Raw genomic sequence first — 18,269 nt, 5'->3', positions numbered from 1 at the left:
CGCGCGATTCAAGCGGCGGCGACGATGTCCGTAGCGGCGAAGTCGTCGCCCTTGAACAGCAGCGGTTCGCCCGACGCCTTGCTGAGAGCGTAGGCGAAGCAATCGCCGAAGTTGAGGCGGGCAGGGTGGTGTGACCCGATCCCGAACCGGCGGTACGCTTCGCTGGCTATATTCGACTGTTCGACGGTGACCGGCACCACCTCCAGCCTCAGTGCCGCGATCACCGCATCGGCCTCCGCATCGAGAAGGTTTCGGAAGCGGCGGGTCAGGACAGCCTGCAACTCCACCGCAGAGGCGGCTGACCAACGAGGATGGGCAGACCGGGTGATCGCGGCGGCAAACCTGTCGGCTTCCTCTTCACTCAGGAGGATCGCCATGACCGCCGACGTGTCGACAATCACGCAGGCAGACCTTCATCGTAGAGGGAGTCCATCGCGTCCTTCGACGTCATGTTGAGGAGTTCCGGTGGCAGCTTGTGCGCGATGCGGGTGGAAAGATCCTTGATCTGCGCCAGTCGGCCGGCGAGTTCCTCTTCCCGCGCCACATGTTCGCGCTCCAACGCGCCGCGGATAGTCTCAGTCACGGATCGGCCGGTACGGTCGGCCAACTCGCGTGCCAACCGGACGGTGCCGGGATCCTTGATGTTGAGCTGAACACCCATAATCCTGCTATCTACCTCCGCCACTCACCTTCTACCATCAGTGCAGCTTGGCTGCAACGAAGCGGCGGTCGCTTGGGTCGCGGGGGTGCAGCGCCTATGTGGTCGGTCATGACCTTTCCCACCGCCATCGTTCCCGACACCCTGTCTCTCATCGGCAATACCCCGCTCGTCCGTCTGAAGGGGCCAAGCGAGGCGAGTGGGTGCGATATCTTCGGAAAATGCGAGTTCACCAATCCGGGTGCGTCGGTAAAGGACCGTGCCGCCCTGTTCATCGTCGAGGATGCGGAACAGCGTGGTGCACTGCAACCCGGCGGGACGATCGTGGAGGGCACGGCGGGCAACACCGGGATCGGCCTGGCGCTGGTGGCCAACGCCAAAGGGTACCGGACGATCATCGTCATGCCGGAGACGCAGAGCCGGGAGAAGATGGACACGCTGCGCGCGCTGGGCGCGGAGCTGGTGCTGGTGCCGGCCGCGCCCTATTCGTCGCCCTGTCATTTCGTCCACACGTCGCGTCGGATCGCCGAGGAGACGCCGGGTGCGGTGTGGGCGAACCAGTTCGACAACATCGCCAACAGGCGGGCGCACATCGTCGGCACCGCTGAGGAGATCTGGACGCAGCTGGAGGGGCGGGTAGACGGCTTCACTTGCGCGGTCGGGACGGGGGGCACGCTGGCGGGCGTCGGATTGGGCCTGAAGGCGCATGACGAAGGCGTGACGATCGCGCTGACCGACCCATATGGTGCAGCGCTGTACGATTATTATGCGCATGGCGAACTGAAGTCCGAAGGTTCGTCGGTCGCGGAGGGCATCGGGCAGGGGCGGATCACCGCCAATCTGGAAGGCGCGCCGATCGACACGCAGTACCGGGTTTCGGATGCGGAAGGATATGCGTGGGTCCGGCGGCTGCTCGACGAGGAGGGCTTGTGCCTGGGCCTGTCGAGCGGGATCAACGTCGCGGGTGCGGTGCGGCTGGGTCGCGATCTGGGACCGGGAAAACGCGTCGCGACGATCCTGTGCGACACCGGGTTTCGCTATCTTTCGACCTTGCACGACCCGGCGTGGCGTGCCGAAAAGGGGCTGGATCGAGCGGTAGCTTGAGAATTCGTCGCAAATCGCCTAAGTCGGGTATACCGATGAATGGCGTTTCCGAACCATCCCAGACGGTGCAGCGTGTGAAGGTCGGTGTGATCGGCCTGGCCGCGGTGGTGCTGTTGATCGCGCTGGCCAGCGCGATCATCGGCTCCGCGACTCGCGAACGCCCCGTGGCCGGCACGGCGCAGGCGAACCTCGTCGCGTCGATGGCCGCGGGCAACGATGCCGCACCGATCCCCGTCGAAGGCGAACCGCTGGCGCAAATGGGCGCGGCGCCGGGCGCGAACGTGCAGGATGGGGCAGACGTGAGTCGCTGATACCGGAGCGGTTGCGCCGGATCGGATGTGACCTCCGGATTATTTCGTCTGCGGTTTGAAGCAAGTACCTGATCCGAAAGGATGAGGGTCGGTCGTCGTCCCACCGGAACATCCGTATCCGACCGATCCCCGAGTGAACCCGTCGCAATTTGGACGATCATCGCGCCGTTCGACGTCGAACGGGGGGATGGTATGATGAAGAGAATCTATGCCGTAGCGTTGTTGTCGATGACCGGAGGGTGCGCGGAGCTTGGCACCATCTATCATAGCCGACCGATCGACTCGTCGAAGCCGCACGTCCTGACGGTCGATGCCTATCAGCGCAGTTCCTTCTTCGTGCCGCGCGGCGGAGGCGACTTGCGGATGTGTGCCGAAGCCGCACCCGATACTTTCGCCGCGATCAGCGCGTCCATCGCGGGCGAGGCGGACGTCAAGACGCAGTCGGGGCAATTGGCGGCGGGGCTGTCGCTAAGCGGGGCGACGATCGAGCGCACCCAGACGATCAACCTGCTGCGCGAGTCGCTGTACCGGACGTGCGAACGCTATCTGTCCAACGGGATCAGCAAGGCGACCCTTGTCGTGCAGGCGGCCAGGGACCAGCAGACGATGGTCACGGTGCTGGCCATCGAGCAACTGACGCGCACGATCCGGCCGCCGTCCACGGTGATCTCGGCGGGCGGTACGAGTGCGGCGGTACCCAACACAGCCCTGATTGATCTGGTCGTCGCCAGCCGCAAGGACCGGCAAGAGGCCGCCGATGCGGTGGGAGAATCATCCATCAGCTACGCAATCGCGCTGGAGAAAGGGGATTGCGAAAAGATCACCGTCGCACCCGCAGACAATGATGCAAAGCCGCCGCTCGATGCGTGGACCGCATGCCAACGCGCAAAGTCGGTTCTGGCGACCAGACAGGCGACGCTGGACAAGCTGGATGCCCGTCTGGGTCAGACGCTGGCGCTTGGCGGTAGTCAGGGGGCGGCGTCGACCGGCGCAGCGACCGAACCGGGCGTGGTCGTCCCGGGTGGCGGCGGCAGCGTGCCATCGGACGAGGCCGTGCGCGACGTGGCGCAGGCCATCGTCAAGATCGTCACCCGCCCGTCGATCAACGAGGTGCTGATGTTCTGCATCGGCTATCTCGGCAAGAACCCAGATTACGACAAGACGGGCGCGGCGATCGAGATACCGGACGCCGAAACCAAGGCGATGTGCGCGAACACGGTTGCGCGCCGGGCGAGCGATGAGAACACGGCGGCGGCAGAACTCAACAGCGAATATAACGGGTCGCCGATCCAGTGACGAACAGTCCGCCGGACTGCGGCATACCCATTGCGACACGGCCCGGCGTGGAGACACGCCGGGCTTTTGCATTTCGGGGCTAGCGCCGACCGACGCCGGGGTTCCGGCATCATGACGATCATTGCGGAGCACCGTGCGGCCGACCCGTCACGAGCACGCTCGACTCCGCTTCACGTCCCGCGCGGATCCACGGCGAAGCTGCCGCGGGGTGACCTCTGGCGGGTGAAGCCATTGCGCGGACGCATGTCATCTCGCCCGCAAGCAACGCTTTCCCGCGGTGCGTCCCCAGTATGGCTGAAAGTTACACCCGAACCCGGCATCGTTTCCCCTGATTTCCCCGAAAATCCCGTTGCCGACCGGGTTAACCCTTGATACACCCCGTTCCACACAGGGGCATGGTTTCATCGGTCGCAATGTGCGGCCGGGACACGGCGAAGGTCGGGTTCCGGGGCGGTGAAGCGTGCGCGCCAGGTGCGGAGCGGCGTGTTGGTCAGGGGTCGGTATCAGGGCGAAGGGATCGGACTTGTCGATGACAAGGGCCGGGTCGCCATACCTTCCTCACTTCGGACCACGCTGGCGGCGAATGCGCCCAAGGCGGACGGTAAGACCGGCGGCACGGTAATCGTTGGTCCGCACCAGAAGAGCAAATGCCTGGTCGCCTACGATCAGGGATATCTCGACATTCTTGCCGAGCAGCTGGACCGGCGCGAGGCGGAGCATACCGGGCCGGGCGGCGAGTTCGATTACAATATCAAGCGTCGCGCGGCAGCGGGCGAAGCGGTGCCGTTCGACGGTTCCGGCCGCTTCATCATGCCGGCGTTTCCACGCTTCTACGCGTCGATCGGCGAGCATGCGTTCTTCTACGGCGTGCTCGACTATATCGAGATCTGGGACCCGGCGACGCTGATCGCGGAACCGGACATCGCCGACAACGTCAAGGCGGCGGCGCGTTTCCATATGATGCAGAAGGGGCTGACGCTGTGAGCGACTCGGCGCCCCATGTTCCCGTGCTGCTCGACGAGGTCGTCGCCGCTCTCGCTCCGGCTCCGGGCGAGACGATGATCGACGGGACTTTCGGAGCGGGCGGCTATACGCGCGCGCTGCTGGCGAAGGGCGTGCGGGTGATCGCGTTCGATCGCGACCCGGATGCGATCCTGGCGGGACAGGCGGCGGTGGTCGAGGGGGCGATCGAGGGGCTGACGCTGGTGCAGGCCGATTTCTCCGCGATGGAATCGGCGATCGAGTCGCCGGTCGACGGCGTGACGCTGGATATCGGCGTGTCGTCGATGCAGCTGGATCAGGCGGAGCGGGGCTTCTCGTTCCAGTCGGACGGGCCGCTCGACATGCGGATGGCACAGGCGGGGATGAGCGCGGCGGACTTCGTCAACGAGGCGGACGAAGAGGCGATCGCCGACGTGCTGTACCAATATGGCGACGAGCCCAAGTCGCGCCGGGTCGCGCGCGCGATCGTCGCGGCACGGCCGCTGACCCGGACGGGCGAGCTGGCGACGGTGGTGCGCAAGGCGCTGGGATACCGGCCGCATGACAAGAAGGACCCGGCGACGCGGACCTTTCAGGCGATCCGCATCCACATCAACCGCGAGCTGGACGAACTGGCCGAAGGGCTGGCGGCGGCGGAGCGCGTGCTGAAGCCGGGCGGGCGGCTGGCGATCGTGACGTTCCACAGTCTGGAGGACCGGATGGTCAAGCGCTTCCTGCGCGACCGGTCGGGCGGTGCGCCTTCAGGTTCGCGTCATCTGCCGCAGGCCAGTGCCGCGGCGGCCCCGAGTTTTCAGAAGGTCGGTCGCGCGGTGCGCGCCGGCGAGGCGGAGCTGGCGCGCAATCCGCGTGCACGCTCCGCGACATTGCGGATGGCGACGCGGACGGAGGCCCCGGCGTGGGGGGCATCCGCCACAAATGCCGCGAACGGGCGACAGGAGGCGACAATATGACGGCGGCGTATCGACTGAAGGGGATCGGCTGGTTCGGCGGGGCCGTCGTGGTCGTGCTCGGCTTCTATCTCGTGTCGCTGCAGGTCGCCACCGAGCGCAAGAAGCTGGAGCAGCTGAACGGTCGCATCCTGTCCGCGCAGCGCGACATTCGCGCGCTGGAGACGGAGTTCGACACGCGCGCGAACCTCGCGCAGCTGGAGAAGTGGAACGGCGACACGCTCGCGCTGTCCGCGCCGGTCGCCCGCCAGTTCGTCAGCGATGAGGGTGCACTCGCCGCGCTCGACGTGACGCAGCCGATGATGCCGGCGATGAAGGACGGCCGCATGCAGACCGCTGCGCTGCTCGTGCCGTCGGGCGTTCAGCAGCCGCTGAACCAGCCACAGCCGGTGCAGGTGACGCAGCCGCAGGCTGCGATGACGCTGGTCGCCGCCAACGCCCCCGCGATCCGCACGCCCGCCGCCGTCCGCGTTGCTGCCGTCGTCGCCACGCCGCAGGCTGCACCGGCCCGCGCCGTCGAAGCCAGTGTCGTCCGCGCCGCCGCGGCTGTCGCGAAGGTTCGGCCGCAGGCCGTGGCGATGCTCGATCGCAAGCTGCTGTCCGACAGCACGTTCAGCGACATCCTCTCCTCCGCCCGGGCGGAAGCGCGCAAGCGGTGACCACGTTGGTCGCCCGTCCCGTGCAACAGCGTAACACGCCGAAGCAGCGCCACGCGCTGGTCGCGACGTCGCACACGCGGCTGATGATGCTGCTGCTGTTGTTCGGCGTGGCGGTGCTGGTCGTGATCGGGCGGCTGAGCATGCTGGCGGCGTTCGCGGGCAGCGAAGCGCGCACGGCCGTGGCGACGCTGGCGGCGCGGGGCGATATCGTCGACCGCAACGGGTCGCCGCTGGCGCGGACGATCGACGCTTGGACGATCGGCGTCCACCCGCGCAAGCTGATGGGCGACAAAATGGAACTCGCGTCGCGCCTCGCCGCGCTGATGCCGGATCGCGGGGATCAGGCGTGGTTCTATGGGCAGCTGACCAAGGATGTGAATTTCACCTATCTCCAGCAGCGGGCTTCCCCGGCGCTGGTGGAGCAGGTGAATGCGCTGGGCGAGCCCGCAATCGTGTTCGCGCGCGAGACCCAGCGCCTCTACCCGCAGTCGACGATGGCGGCGCACGCGCTCGGCTTCCTGTCGACGGACGGCCACGGCATGAGCGGCATGGAGCGCGTGCTGGATGAGCGGCTGACCAATCCCGCCACCGCGGGCAAGCCGGTCGCGCTGTCGATCGACACGCGCGTGCAGGCGGCGATGGAGAGCGAACTCGGCCGATCGATGACGACCTTCTCCGCGCGCGGAGCGGGCGGGATCGTCCTCGATGTGGCGACCGGCGAGGTCATCGCGATGGTGTCGTTGCCGACGTTCAACCCGAACCGCGTCGGCATGGCGGGCAGCGAGCAGCTGCGCAACATCACGACGCAAAGCGTGTTCGAGCTGGGATCGACGTTCAAGCCGATCACGATGGCGACCGCGATGGACACGGGCGTGGTCACGTCGTTCCAGCGCCGCTTCGACGCGACGCATCCGCTGAAGGTCGGCCGCTACACGATCCATGACGAGCGCGGCGATCCCAAGCGCTGGCTGAACATGGCCGAGACGCTGATCTATTCGTCCAACATCGCTACCGCGCGTGTCGCCGACGAGGTGGGGCCGGAGCGGATGCAGACGATGTTCCGCAAGCTGGGCTTCGACACCAAGCCCGATATCGAACTGCGCGAGAAGGGGCGCCCGCTCTGGCCGAAATACTGGGCGCGGACGACGACGATGACGACGGCCTATGGTCATGGCATCGCGGTGACGCCGCTTCACCTCGCCAGCGCCTATGCCGCGCTGGTCAATGGCGGCATCTGGCGACCGGCGACGCTGTTGAAGATCGACCCCAGCCACGCACCGGTCGGCCGCCGCGTCATCAGCGAGCAGACGAGCGCACGGATGCGCCAGATGCTGCGCCTGATCGTGCAGCGCGGCACCGGTCGCCGGGGCGAAGCGCCGGGCTACCGCGTCGGCGGCAAGACCGGTACGGCGGAAGCGGCCGTGGCAGGCGGTTACGACCGGTCGCGCAACGTCGCCACCTTCGCGACGGCTTTCCCGATGGATGCCCCGCGCTATGTCGTGCTGGCGATGCTCGATTCGCCGCTGGGGACGAAGGAGACTGGCGGGTGGAAGACCGCTGCCTACAACGCCGCACCGGCCGTTGGCCGCACGATCAGCCGCGTGGGTGCGATCCTGGGCGTGATGCCCGACGAGAACCGCGACATCGACGTGTCCGACATCGTGCCGACGCTGTGGGACGACCCCAGCCGCCGCATGCCGACCGGGCAGTGAGTGCGATGCGGGTGAGCGCGCGATGAAGCTGGGCAGCCTGATCGGCGAAGGCGGCAACGAGGACGCGGTCGTCACCGGCTTCGCGATCGACCACCGCAAGGTCGCGCCGGGCACGGTGTTCGGGGCATTCCGCGGCGCGCGGGTGAACGGCGAAGATTATATCGCCGATGCGGTGCGCGCCGGGGCGATCGCGGTCATCGCGAAACCGGAGGCGGTGGTCGAGGGCGCGGTGCACATCGCCGACGATGAGCCGCGTGCGGCGTTCGCGCGGGCGGCGGCACGGTTCTTCGGGCCGTTTCCCTCGTGCGCAGTGGCGGTCACGGGGACCAACGGCAAGACCTCCACCGTCGAGATGACGCGGCAGTTGTGGCGAATGGCGGGGCATCATGCTGCCTCGATCGGTACGCTTGGCGTGACGACTGCGGACGAGCGGGTGACGACCGGACTGACGACGCCGGACGTGGTGACGTTCCTGTCGAACGTCGCGGGGCTGGCACGAGAGGGCGTGACGCATCTGGCGTTCGAGGCGTCGAGCCACGGGCTGACGCAGTATCGGACCGAGGGGTTGTCGGTGACGGCGGCGGCGTTCACGAACCTGAGCCGCGATCATCTCGACTATCATGGCGACATGGCTGCCTATCTGACCGCGAAGATGCGGTTGTTCTCCGAGGTGCTCGCCCCGGAGGGAACGGCGGTGGTGTGGGCCGACGATGCCGAGGCGGCGCGCGTCGTCGATCTGGCGCGGGAGCGAGGCAACCGGCTCGTCACGGTCGGCACGCGCGGCACGACGTTGCGGCTGGTGGGGCGCGATCCGACGTTGCTCGGGCAGGGGCTGACGATCGAGGCGGACGGTTCGACCTTTCAGGTGCGGCTACCGCTGATCGGCGCGTATCAGGCGGCGAACGCGCTGGTCGCGGCCGGGCTGGTGATCGCAACCGGCGGCGACGTGGCACGGACGCTGTCCGATCTGGCGCGGCTGCAGCCGGTGCGCGGACGGCTGGAGCGGGCGGCGATCGCGAAGAGCGGCGCGCCGATCTATGTCGATTACGCGCACACGCCAGACGCGATCGAGGCGGCCATCGCCGCGCTGAAGCCGCATGCCGGCGGACGCCTGATCGTGGTGTTCGGCGCGGGCGGCGACCGCGATCCGGGTAAGCGCGAGACAATGGGGCAGGTCGCCGTGCAGCAGGCGGACCGAGTGATCGTGACCGACGACAATCCCCGAACTGAAGATCCGGCGGCGATCCGGCGCGAAGTGTTGGCGGGTGCGCGCGGCGCGATCGAGATCGGCGACCGCCGCGCCGCCATCGCCGCCGCAATTCGCGAAGCCGGGGCGGAGGATATCGTGCTGATCGCGGGCAAGGGGCATGAGCAGGGACAGATCGTCGGCGATCTGGTGCTGCCGTTCGACGATGTCGCCGTGGCGCGGGAGTGTGCCGGGTGAACGATGCTAGTGTGTCGAGTGGTGGCAAGCCGGTTGCGCTGCTAGCTGTGCAACGAACTGTTGCCGCGGCGCGCGACATAGAAACGGGCCCCCGCGTTGATGCTAACGTGGGGAATGTCTTGGGGCAGGCTCGGCCGAAGCTCGGTCTTCGTTACGGGGCAGGGCGGTGACGGCGCTATGGACGTCTGGCGACATCGCCACGGCTACGCGAGGTGCTGCCTCCGTCGACTTCGCGGTGTCCGGGGTCGCGTTCGACAGCCGCGAGGTTGGGCCGGGCGATCTGTTCGTCGCGTTGAAGGGCGAGGCGACGGACGGTCATCGCTTCCTCGATCAGGCGTTCGCGCAGGGTGCGGCGGGGGCGATCGTCAGTGACGATTGCAGCTATCCGCACGTCCGTGTCGCGGACAGCTTCGCCGCGCTGGAAGACCTCGCCCGCGCCAGCCGCGCGCGGACCGAGGCGCGGATTATCGGGGTCACGGGATCGGTCGGCAAGACCAGCGCGAAGGAGGCGCTGTATGCATGCCTGAACCGCATCTGGCGGGGTCAGGCACACCGGTCCGTGCTCAGCTACAACAACCACACGGGTGTTCCGCTCAGCCTGTCGCGGATGCCTGCGGCGACTCGCGCGGCGGTGCTGGAGATGGGCATGAACCACGCCGGCGAGCTGGCGCATTTGACCACGCTCGTCCGGCCGCATGTCGCGATCGTCACCGCTATCGCGCCGGCGCACACCGAATTCTTCCGCGACGAGAGCGCGATCGCGGATGCGAAAGGCGAGATCTTCGCCGGGCTGGAGCCGGGCGGGGCGGCGATCGTCCCCTATGACAGCCCGCACCGCGACCGGCTGATCGCGGCGGCCCAGCCTCATGCAGCGCGCATCGTGACGTTCGGGACGGACAAGGCCGCCGATGTCCGCGCGGTCGAGGCGATGCGGTTACCGACCGGCGGCAGCTTCGTGACCGCGCGCATCGGCGACAAGGAATTGAGCTTCACGCTGTTGCAGCCGGGCGCGCACTGGGTGTCGAATGCGCTGGCGGTGCTGGCGGCGGTCGATGCGGTCGGTGGCGATCTGGGGCTGGCCGGGCTGGCGCTGGCGGAGCTGGGCGGGCTGGCCGGGCGGGGCGCGCGGTTTACGGCGACGCTGCCCGGCGGAGGCGAGGCGCTGGTGATTGACGAGGCCTACAACGCCAACCCGGCATCGATGCGCGCGACGCTCGCGGTGCTGGGCGAGGAAGCCGGGCGGCATGTCGCGGTATTGGGCGAGATGCGCGAACTCGGCCACGCGTCAGCCGATTACCACGCCGGGCTGGCGGAGCCGCTGCTGGCGGCGCGCGTCGAAGCGGCCGTTCTGGTCGGCGAAGCGATGCGCCCGCTCGCGGAAACGCTTGAGGGCCGAATTGCTATCGTCCATTGCGCCAACGCGGGCGCAGCGCTGGCTGCCGCACGCGAGATGATCGCGCCGGGCGACGCGGTGCTGGTCAAGGGATCGAACGGGGTGGGCCTCGCCCGCGTCATCGCGGGGCTGAAGGGCGCGTAATGTTGTACTGGATCGCGGAGCATCTGGGTTTCTCGGGGCTCCTCAACCTCATTCGCTATCAGTCGTTCCGGACCGGGGCGGCGGTAGCGACGGCATTGTTCATCGGCTTGATCATCGGGCCGCGCTTCATCGGCTGGCTACGCGTGCGGCAGGGCAAGGGGCAGCCGATCCGCGCCGACGGTCCGCAGACCCACCTCGCCAAGCGTGGTACGCCGACGATGGGCGGGCTGATGATCCTGACCAGCATGGCGCTGTCGATCCTGATCTGGATGGATCTGTCCAACCCGTTCGTCTGGGCTTGCCTGTTCGTGACGCTGGGGTTCGGCGCGATCGGGTTCCTCGACGATTACGACAAGGTGCGAAAGGCAACGACGGCAGGCGTGCCCGGCCGCGTGCGGCTGCTGCTGGAATTCGGGATCGCGGGCATCGCGTCGTGGATCATCATGGGGCAGAACGGGACCGGGCTGTACCTGCCGTTCACGAACCGCATGTACATCGAACTATGGTACTTCTACCCGCTGTTCGCGGCGTTCACGATCGTCGCGTTCGGCAATGCCGTGAACCTGACCGACGGGCTGGACGGGCTGGCGACGATGCCAGTTATCATCGCGTCTGTCGCGTTCATGGTCATCGTGTACCTGGCGGGCAACGCCAAGTTCGCCGATTATCTGGGTATCCAGCACGTTCCGCGCGCAGGCGAACTCGCGATCTTCTGCGGCGCGGTGGTGGGTGCGGGGCTGGCGTTCCTGTGGTTCAATGCGCCACCGGCGGCGGTGTTCATGGGCGACACGGGTTCGCTGGCGCTGGGCGGCGCGCTGGGCACGATCGCGGTCGTCGCGCATCACGAACTGGTGCTGGGGATCATCGGTGGGCTGTTCGTGGTCGAGGCGATGAGCGTCATCATCCAGGTGTTCTTCTACAAGCGCACCGGCAAGCGCGTGTTCCGGATGGCGCCGATCCACCATCATTTCGAACAACTCGGCTGGAGCGAGCCGACGGTGGTGATCCGGTTCTGGATCATCGCCTTCGTGCTGGCGCTCGCCGGTCTGTCGACGTTGAAGCTGCGGTGATCGTCGCGCGCGCCTGGGCAGGGAAGCGGTACGCAGTGCTGGGGCTGGCGCGCTCCGGCGCGGCGACGGTGCGGGCGCTGCTGGCCGGTGGGGCGAGCGTGGTCGCGTGGGATGCGGATGAGGCGCGTCGGGCGGCTCTGAAGCCCCTCCCCTTCAGGGGAGAGAGTGGGGCCGTGCCTCAGGCAGCGCCGCTTATGGAGAGGCCCCACCCCAACCCCTCCCCTGAAGGGGAGGGGCTTTCGATTGCCCCGCTCGACGACCTGACCGGGTTCGACGCGGTGGTCGTGTCCCCGGGGGTGCCGCTGAACACGCATCCGCTCGCAGCGCAGGCGAAAGCGGCGGAGGTGCCGGTTATCGGCGATATCGAACTGTTCGCACAGGCGCGTTCCGAACTGCCGCCTCACAAGGTTGTCGGGATCACCGGCACGAACGGCAAGTCCACGACGACGGCGCTGATCCATCATCTTTGCCAGACGGCCGGTATCCCGAGCCTGATGGGTGGTAATATCGGCCTGCCGATCCTCGCGCAGGAGCCGTTGGCGGCGGGTGGCGTGTATGTGCTGGAGCTGTCGAGCTACCAGATCGACCTGACGCGGAGCCTCGATTGCGAGGTGGCGGTGCTGCTGAACGTGACGCCCGATCACCTCGACCGCTATGACGGGTTCGAGGCGTATGCGGCGTCGAAGGCACGATTGTTCGCGATGCAGTCGCCGGAGCATGAGGCGGTGATCGGCATCGGCGATGCGGCGTCGGCGCACATCGCGCGCGGGCTGTCGGCGCGCGGCGAGCATCTGACCAAGATCGCACCGGGCGTGTGCATGGATCAGCGTAGCTGGCCGTCGTTGCAGGGGCCGCACAATGCGCAGAACGCGCTGGCGGCGATCGCGGTGGCCAAGGCGTTGGGGATTGCCGAGGCCGATATCCATAGCGGGCTGGCGAGCTTCGCGGGGCTGCCGCACCGGATGGAGCTGGTCGCGACGGTGAACGGGGTCGCCTATGTCGACGACAGCAAGGCGACCAACCCGGAGAGTACCGCGCCGGCGCTGGGCGCGTTCGGGCGGGTGCACTGGATCGTCGGGGGACGGCCGAAGGGCGACGACCTCGACGCATGCGCGCCATATTTCGACAGGGTCGTCACCGCTTATACGATCGGCGAGGCTGGGCCGCGGTTCGCGGAAGTGCTGAAGGGTCGCGTTCCGGTGGTGGAGCAGGCGGGCACGCTGGATGCCGCCGTTCGCCACGCCGCCGCCGCCGCGCAGCCGGGTGATACGGTGTTGTTGTCGCCGGCCTGCGCCAGCTTCGACCAGTTCAGCGATTACGAGGCGCGGGGGCGGGCGTTCCGCGCGGCGGTGGGAGACTTGGCATGACCGATATCCGCGCCAACCCGACCAAGGGCGCGCGCCTGATGGCGCAGGTGAAGAAGCGCGGCGGGCGTGGCGACCGGTCGCCGCTCGGCACGTGGTTCTGGGATATCGATCGCATGCTGCTGCTGCTGACGCTGCTGCTGATTGCGATCGGGCTGGTGGCGGTGGCGGCGGCTAGCCCGGCCTCGGCGGTGCGCTATTCGGGCGAGCACAAGAAGTTCGCGCCGCTCTATTATTTCTGGCGGCAGTTGATGTGGGTCGGCGTGTCGCTGCCGGTGCTGTTCTTCGTGTCGATGCTGCCCGCCGTGCTGGCGCGAAGGTTGGCGGTGGCGGGCGCGGGCGTGTTCGGGCTGCTGCTGGCGCTCGCGCCGCTGATCGGGGCGGAGCATAACGGCGCGCGGCGCTGGATCGGGGTCGGCATCGCCGAGTTCCAGCCGTCCGAGTTCCTGAAGCCGATGTTCATCGTGACCGTCGCGTGGCTGTTGTCGCTGAAGGCGAAGGACGACGAGCTGCCGACCGTACTCATCACCGGCGGGATGACGGCATTGGTTGCGTTCCTGCTGATGTTGCAGCCGGATTTCGGTCAGACGGTGATCTTCTGCACGGTGTGGATGGCGCTGCTAATGATCGCGGGTACGCCGATGCGGTATCTGGCGGGGCTGGTGGCGATGGTGCCGGTCGGGCTCGCTGCCGCGTACATGTTCTACGGCACCGCTCGGCAGCGGATCGACGCGTTCCTGTTCCCGAACGTCGAGGGTGAGGGCGCGGCCGACCATTTCCAGGTCGATGCGGCGCACCGCACGCTGACCGCGGGCGGCTGGACCGGCACCGGCCCCGGCGGCGGATCGGCGAAGTTCGGGCTGCCGGAAGCGCATACCGACTATATCTTCTCCGTCATCGGCGAGGAGTTCGGACTGATTGCCTGTGCCGTCGTCGCGATCGTGTTCCTGGCGATCGTCGTGCGCGTGTTCGTCAAGCTGCTGGACGAACAGGACGAGTTCAAGCTGCTCGCCGCATCGGGGCTGGCGGTGCAGTTCGGCGCGCAGGCGTTGGTCAGCATGGCGGTCAATACCGGCCTCGCTCCGTCGAAGGGCATGACGCTGCCGTTCATCAGTTATGGCGGGTCGTCGATGATCGCGCTGTCGATCGGCATGGGCTTGCTCCTGGCGTTTACCCGGCGCAATCCGTTCCTGACGCGGTCGCCTTACGTGGTCCGCTGGAGCGGGGAATGAACAAGCATTACGTGCTGGCAGCGGGCGGGACGGGCGGCCACATGGTCCCGGCCGCGGCGCTGGCGGCGGAATTGATGAAGCGCGGCCACCGCGTGGCGCTGGTCAGCGATCAGCGTGGGGTGCGCTTCCCGGGGCTGTTCGACGGCGTGCAGACGCACGTCCTGCCGGCGGGGCGGTTTCAGGTGAAGCGGCCGCTGGGCTGGGCATCGGCGGCGCGCGAGATGTGGCGCGGGCGGGCGATGGCGCGTGAATTGTACCGGACGTTCAAGCCCGCGGCGGTGGTCGGTTTCGGCGGATATCCCGCGATGCCCGCGCTGCTGGCGGCATTCGCGAGCGGTATCCCGACCGCGGTCCACGAGCAGAATGCGGTCCTGGGCCGCGTCAACCGGCTGGTGGCGCGCCGCGTTGATGCGATCGCCACCAGCTATGCGACGACCGAGCGGCTGTCGGAGAAACTCGCGGGCAAGGTCCACCTCGTCGGCAATCCGGTGCGGGAGGCGGTGCTGGCGCTGCGGGCCAAACCCTATCCGCTGCTGGAGGATGACGGCATCTTCCGCGTGCTGGTGACCGGCGGCAGTCAGGGCGCGAGCATCCTGTCGAAGGTGGTGCCGGACGGGCTGGCGATGTTGCCGGCGGCGTTCCGGCGGCGATTGCAGGTGACGCATCAGGCGCGGATCGAGGACATCGACGCCGCGCGCGCGCAATATGCCGAGCATCACATCCCGGCCGAACTGGCGACGTACCTGCCCGACATGCCCGAGCAACTGGCATGGGCGCATCTGGTCATCGGGCGCGCGGGCGCGTCGACGATCGCGGAATTGACCGCGGCGGGGCGGCCGGCGATCCTGGTGCCGCTGCCGTCGGCGACCGACGATCACCAGACCGCGAATGCGCGCGAGATGTCGCAGGCCGGCGGTGCGCGGACGATCGTGCAGTCGGATTTCACCGCGGTGGAGCTGGCGAAGCAGATGCAGAAGCTGGGGCTGGACCCGGCGGGCATGGAAAATGCGGCAGGGCGCGCGAAGAGCGTCGGCCGGCCGAATGCGGTGAGCGATCTCGCCGATCTGGTCGAGAGCTTGGATGCGCCGGTATCGCGGCTGCCGGTCGGCAAGCCGCAGCGCAAGGAGGCGTTCGCGTGAAACAGATCGTACCATTCCTCCCCGGCACGGGGAGGGGAACCAGCGTAGCTGGTGGAGGGGCAGCCACACGCTGTGCCGCTTGGGGCTGCCCCTCCGTCCCGCCTTTGGCGCGCCACCTCCCCGTACCGGGGAGGATTTGATGCGGGGCGTCGCCACCGATATCGGCACGATCCATTTCGTCGGGATCGGCGGGATCGGCATGTCGGGCATCGCGGAGGTGATGAAGAACCTCGGCTATGCCGTGCAGGGCAGCGACGTGGCGGAGGGCTATGTCGTGCAGGGTCTGCGTGACAAGGGCATCCCGGTCGCGATCGGCCATGCCGCCGAGAATATCGGCAATGCGGCGGTCGTCGTCGTGTCGACCGCGATCGTGCGGTCGAATCCGGAGGTCGAGGCGGCGCTGGAACGACGCGTGCCGGTGGTGCGCCGCGCCGAGATGCTTGCCGAACTCATGCGGCTAAAGTCGACCGTCGCGGTGGCGGGAACGCATGGGAAGACCACGACGACCAGCATGGTCGCGGCGCTGCTGGATGCGGGCGGGATCGATCCGACCGTCATCAACGGCGGCATCATCAACAGCTACGGATCGAACGCGCGACTGGGCGCGAGCGACTGGATGGTCGTGGAGGCCGACGAGAGCGACGGCAGCTTCCTGCGGCTGGACGGCACGATCGCGGTCGTCACCAACATCGATCCCGAACATCTGGATCACTACGGATCGTTCGACGCCGTGAAGGATGCTTTCGTCGAGTTCGTGGAGAACGTGCCCTTCTACGGCGCGGCGCTGCTGTGCCTCGACCACCCGGAGGTGCAGAATATTTTGCCGCGCGTGCGCGACCGGCGGGTGGTGACGTACGGCTTTTCGGCGCAAGCGGACGTGCGCGGCGTCAACGTGACGCCGGTCCCGGGCGGCAACCGGTTCGAGTGCATCGTGCGCGAGCGTGACGGCAAGACCCGTTCAATCGAGGGTATCGAGATGCCGATGCCCGGTCGCCACAACGTGCAGAATGCGCTGGCCGCGATCGGCGTTGCGCTGGAAATGGGCATTCCCGATGCGGTGATCCAGCAGGGGTTTGCCGCGTTCGGCGGGGTCAAGCGGCGCTTCACCAAAGTCGGCGAGGTGCGCGGATCGACGATCATAGACGATTACGGCCATCATCCGGTCGAAATTCGCGCCGTGCTGGCGGCGGCGCGCGAGGGTGCACAGGGGCGGGTGATCGCGGTGGTGCAGCCGCATCGTTTTTCGCGGCTTGGCAATTTGATGGAAGACTTCCAGACGGCGTTCAACGATGCCGACCGGGTGCTGGTCACGCCGGTCTATGCCGCGGGCGAGCAGCCGATCCCCGGTGTCGACGCCGATGCGCTGGTCGAGGGGCTGAAGCGGCGCGGGCATCGTCATGCCGCGACGGTGGCCGACGCCGACGCGCTGGCGGACGAACTCGCCGCGACGTTGCGGCCGGACGACATGATCGTGTGCCTGGGTGCCGGCGACATCACCAAATGGGCCGCCGGTCTGGCCGATGCGATCGAGGCCCGTAATGGGGTTGCGGGATGAACGACTGGATCAAGGCATCGCTCGACGCGCAGAAGCAGATGCTCGACGCGCAGCAGCAGGCGCTGACCATCGGCAAGAATGCGGTCGGCACCGGCGAAGCGTTGGCGCAGGCGCAGGAGGCGTCGAAGCGCGCGATCGAGGCCAATCTGGCGGCGTGGCAGGCGTGGACGCGCATCTGGGGCGTCGGTCCGTGGTGACGGAGGACTCGCTCCAGCAGGCGATGTCCGCGGTGCGCGGTCGCCTGACGCGCGACGCGGCGCTGGCACCGCTGGTGTGGTTCAAGACCGGCGGCGCGGCGGAGTGGCTGTTCGAGCCGGCCGACGCCGACGACCTGTCGGACTTCCTGGCAGCGCTCGATCCGGCGGTGCCGGTCTGGCCGCTGGGGCTGGGATCGAACCTGATCGTGCGCGACGGAGGCATGCCAGGCGTGACGGTGCGGCTGGGCAAGCCGTTCGCGAAGGTCGAGCGGCTGGATGCGACGACGTTGCGCTGCGGTGGCGGGACGAGCGGTATCCTGGCGTCCTCGACCGCGCGGGATGCAGGGATCGGCGGGATCGAGTTCCTGCGATCGATCCCCGGCACGGTCGGTGGCTTCGTGCGGATGAACGGTGGTGCGTACGGGCGCGAGGTCGCGGACGTGCTGGTCCAGTGCGAGGTCGTGCTGCGCTCCGGCGAGCGGCGGACGCTGGCGGCGGCGGAGCTTGGCTACACCTATCGGCACAGCGACCTGCCTGAGGGTGCGGTGGTGGTGAGCGCGACATTGCGTGGGCACCCGGCCGACCCCGCGGCGATCGGCGCGGAGATGGACCGGATCGCGGTCGAGCGCGAGGCGTCGCAGCCGCTGCGATCGCGGACCGGGGGATCGACGTTCAAGAACCCGGCGGGGCACAAGGCCTGGGCGCTGATCGATGCGGCGGGCTGTCGTGGGCTGACGCGCGGCGATGCGCAGGTATCGGAGAAGCACTGTAATTTCCTGCTGAACCTCGGTTCTGCGTCGAGTGCGCAGATCGAGGCACTGGGCGACGAGGTGCGCGAGCGGGTGAAGGCGCAGTCCGGCGTGACGCTGGAATGGGAAATCCAGCGCGTGGGAGTGGCGGGATGACTGATCTTCTTCAAATTCTCCTCGGAACGGGGAAGGGGACCGCGCAGCGGTGGAGGGGCAGCCACGAGCGGGACGGCCTGCGGCTACCCCTCCGTCAGCCTGCGGCTGCCACCTCCCCGTGCCGGGGAGGATTTCTG

Annotated in this window: 18 protein-coding genes; 16 read left to right on the top strand and 2 right to left on the bottom strand. The window is 67.9% G+C overall.

Features of this window, described 5'->3' with window-relative positions; translation table 11 throughout:
- Nucleotides 1-8: 8 nt before the first annotated feature.
- The gene (locus AC0CH8_RS05800; protein WP_465239070.1) at nt 9-377 is read right to left on the bottom strand and encodes a type II toxin-antitoxin system VapC family toxin; all 369 of its coding nucleotides are present in this window, start codon (nt 375-377) and stop codon (nt 9-11) included.
- A gap of 20 nt (nt 378-397) precedes the next feature.
- Nucleotides 398-661, bottom strand: a complete 264-nt coding sequence (locus tag AC0CH8_RS05795; RefSeq protein ID WP_465239069.1) for a type II toxin-antitoxin system VapB family antitoxin — start codon at nt 659-661, stop codon at nt 398-400.
- Between the two features lie 108 nt (nt 662-769).
- Between AC0CH8_RS05795 and AC0CH8_RS05790 the strand changes: the two genes are divergently transcribed.
- From AC0CH8_RS05790 to murB, 16 genes are all read left to right on the top strand, one after another.
- Complete coding sequence (locus tag AC0CH8_RS05790) at nt 770-1,762, top strand: cysteine synthase A (protein WP_465239068.1); 993 nt, start codon at nt 770-772, stop codon at nt 1,760-1,762.
- 35 nt (nt 1,763-1,797) lie between these two features.
- On the top strand, nt 1,798-2,073 hold the full coding sequence (locus tag AC0CH8_RS05785; protein ID WP_204195295.1) for a hypothetical protein: 276 nt from the start codon (nt 1,798-1,800) through the stop codon (nt 2,071-2,073).
- Nucleotides 2,074-2,265: 192 nt separating this feature from the next.
- Nucleotides 2,266-3,369: a hypothetical protein gene (locus AC0CH8_RS05780; RefSeq protein WP_465239067.1), complete on the top strand. Its 1,104-nt coding sequence runs from the start codon at nt 2,266-2,268 to the stop codon at nt 3,367-3,369.
- Nucleotides 3,370-3,822: 453 nt separating this feature from the next.
- Entirely contained in the window at nt 3,823-4,353 is a 531-nt protein-coding gene (locus AC0CH8_RS05775) for a hypothetical protein (RefSeq protein WP_204195274.1), read from the top strand.
- Nucleotides 4,350-5,321 carry a 16S rRNA (cytosine(1402)-N(4))-methyltransferase RsmH gene (gene rsmH / locus AC0CH8_RS05770; RefSeq protein ID WP_465239066.1) on the top strand — a complete coding sequence of 324 codons (972 nt, stop codon included), beginning with the start codon at nt 4,350-4,352 and terminating at the stop codon, nt 5,319-5,321. Before AC0CH8_RS05775 ends, rsmH begins: the two co-directional genes overlap by 4 nt.
- Entirely contained in the window at nt 5,318-5,977 is a 660-nt protein-coding gene (locus tag AC0CH8_RS05765; RefSeq protein WP_465239065.1) for a hypothetical protein, read from the top strand. Before rsmH ends, AC0CH8_RS05765 begins: the two co-directional genes overlap by 4 nt.
- Complete coding sequence (locus AC0CH8_RS05760; protein ID WP_204195255.1) at nt 5,974-7,689, top strand: penicillin-binding transpeptidase domain-containing protein; 1,716 nt, start codon at nt 5,974-5,976, stop codon at nt 7,687-7,689. Before AC0CH8_RS05765 ends, AC0CH8_RS05760 begins: the two co-directional genes overlap by 4 nt.
- A gap of 22 nt (nt 7,690-7,711) precedes the next feature.
- Nucleotides 7,712-9,133, top strand: a complete 1,422-nt coding sequence (locus AC0CH8_RS05755; protein ID WP_465239064.1) for a UDP-N-acetylmuramoyl-L-alanyl-D-glutamate--2,6-diaminopimelate ligase — start codon at nt 7,712-7,714, stop codon at nt 9,131-9,133.
- Between the two features lie 166 nt (nt 9,134-9,299).
- Nucleotides 9,300-10,670: a UDP-N-acetylmuramoyl-tripeptide--D-alanyl-D-alanine ligase gene (locus tag AC0CH8_RS05750; RefSeq protein ID WP_465239063.1), complete on the top strand. Its 1,371-nt coding sequence runs from the start codon at nt 9,300-9,302 to the stop codon at nt 10,668-10,670.
- A complete protein-coding gene (gene mraY, locus AC0CH8_RS05745) occupies nt 10,670-11,740 on the top strand; it encodes a phospho-N-acetylmuramoyl-pentapeptide-transferase (RefSeq protein ID WP_204195246.1) in 1,071 nt (356 codons plus the stop codon). The genes AC0CH8_RS05750 and mraY overlap by 1 nt, the downstream gene beginning before the upstream one ends.
- Nucleotides 11,737-13,107, top strand: a complete 1,371-nt coding sequence (gene murD / locus AC0CH8_RS05740) for a UDP-N-acetylmuramoyl-L-alanine--D-glutamate ligase (protein ID WP_465239062.1) — start codon at nt 11,737-11,739, stop codon at nt 13,105-13,107. The genes mraY and murD overlap by 4 nt, the downstream gene beginning before the upstream one ends.
- Nucleotides 13,104-14,336, top strand: coding sequence for a peptidoglycan glycosyltransferase FtsW (locus AC0CH8_RS05735; protein ID WP_465239061.1), 1,233 nt, complete (start codon nt 13,104-13,106; stop codon nt 14,334-14,336). Before murD ends, AC0CH8_RS05735 begins: the two co-directional genes overlap by 4 nt.
- Nucleotides 14,333-15,475, top strand: coding sequence for an undecaprenyldiphospho-muramoylpentapeptide beta-N-acetylglucosaminyltransferase (gene murG / locus AC0CH8_RS05730; RefSeq protein ID WP_465239060.1), 1,143 nt, complete (start codon nt 14,333-14,335; stop codon nt 15,473-15,475). Before AC0CH8_RS05735 ends, murG begins: the two co-directional genes overlap by 4 nt.
- A 139-nt stretch (nt 15,476-15,614) precedes the next feature.
- Nucleotides 15,615-17,030: a UDP-N-acetylmuramate--L-alanine ligase gene (gene murC / locus AC0CH8_RS05725; protein ID WP_465239059.1), complete on the top strand. Its 1,416-nt coding sequence runs from the start codon at nt 15,615-15,617 to the stop codon at nt 17,028-17,030.
- The gene (locus tag AC0CH8_RS05720) at nt 17,027-17,227 is read left to right on the top strand and encodes a hypothetical protein (RefSeq protein WP_465239058.1); all 201 of its coding nucleotides are present in this window, start codon (nt 17,027-17,029) and stop codon (nt 17,225-17,227) included. The genes murC and AC0CH8_RS05720 overlap by 4 nt, the downstream gene beginning before the upstream one ends.
- The gene (gene murB / locus AC0CH8_RS05715) at nt 17,224-18,132 is read left to right on the top strand and encodes a UDP-N-acetylmuramate dehydrogenase (RefSeq protein ID WP_465239162.1); all 909 of its coding nucleotides are present in this window, start codon (nt 17,224-17,226) and stop codon (nt 18,130-18,132) included. Before AC0CH8_RS05720 ends, murB begins: the two co-directional genes overlap by 4 nt.
- Nucleotides 18,133-18,269: the final 137 nt, after the last annotated feature.

The sequence above is a fragment of the Sphingomonas sp. AC435 genome (assembly GCF_979253005.1).
This window is presented reverse-complemented; position numbering and strand designations above follow the sequence as displayed.

Bases quoted from the DNA above. Each gene is read 5' to 3' on its own strand.
- AC0CH8_RS05800 (WP_465239070.1), bottom strand. From the start codon at position 377: ATGGCGATCCTCCTGAGTGAAGAGGAAGCCGACAGGTTTGCCGCCGCG.
- AC0CH8_RS05795 (WP_465239069.1), bottom strand. From the start codon at position 661: ATGGGTGTTCAGCTCAACATCAAGGATCCCGGCACCGTCCGGTTGGCA.
- AC0CH8_RS05790 (WP_465239068.1), top strand. From the start codon at position 770: ATGACCTTTCCCACCGCCATCGTTCCCGACACCCTGTCTCTCATCGGC.
- AC0CH8_RS05785 (WP_204195295.1), top strand. From the start codon at position 1,798: ATGAATGGCGTTTCCGAACCATCCCAGACGGTGCAGCGTGTGAAGGTC.
- AC0CH8_RS05780 (WP_465239067.1), top strand. From the start codon at position 2,266: ATGATGAAGAGAATCTATGCCGTAGCGTTGTTGTCGATGACCGGAGGG.
- AC0CH8_RS05765 (WP_465239065.1), top strand. From the start codon at position 5,318: ATGACGGCGGCGTATCGACTGAAGGGGATCGGCTGGTTCGGCGGGGCC.
- AC0CH8_RS05755 (WP_465239064.1), top strand. From the start codon at position 7,712: ATGAAGCTGGGCAGCCTGATCGGCGAAGGCGGCAACGAGGACGCGGTC.
- mraY (WP_204195246.1), top strand. From the start codon at position 10,670: ATGTTGTACTGGATCGCGGAGCATCTGGGTTTCTCGGGGCTCCTCAAC.
- AC0CH8_RS05735 (WP_465239061.1), top strand. From the start codon at position 13,104: ATGACCGATATCCGCGCCAACCCGACCAAGGGCGCGCGCCTGATGGCG.
- murG (WP_465239060.1), top strand. From the start codon at position 14,333: ATGAACAAGCATTACGTGCTGGCAGCGGGCGGGACGGGCGGCCACATG.
- murC (WP_465239059.1), top strand. From the start codon at position 15,615: ATGCGGGGCGTCGCCACCGATATCGGCACGATCCATTTCGTCGGGATC.
- AC0CH8_RS05720 (WP_465239058.1), top strand. From the start codon at position 17,027: ATGAACGACTGGATCAAGGCATCGCTCGACGCGCAGAAGCAGATGCTC.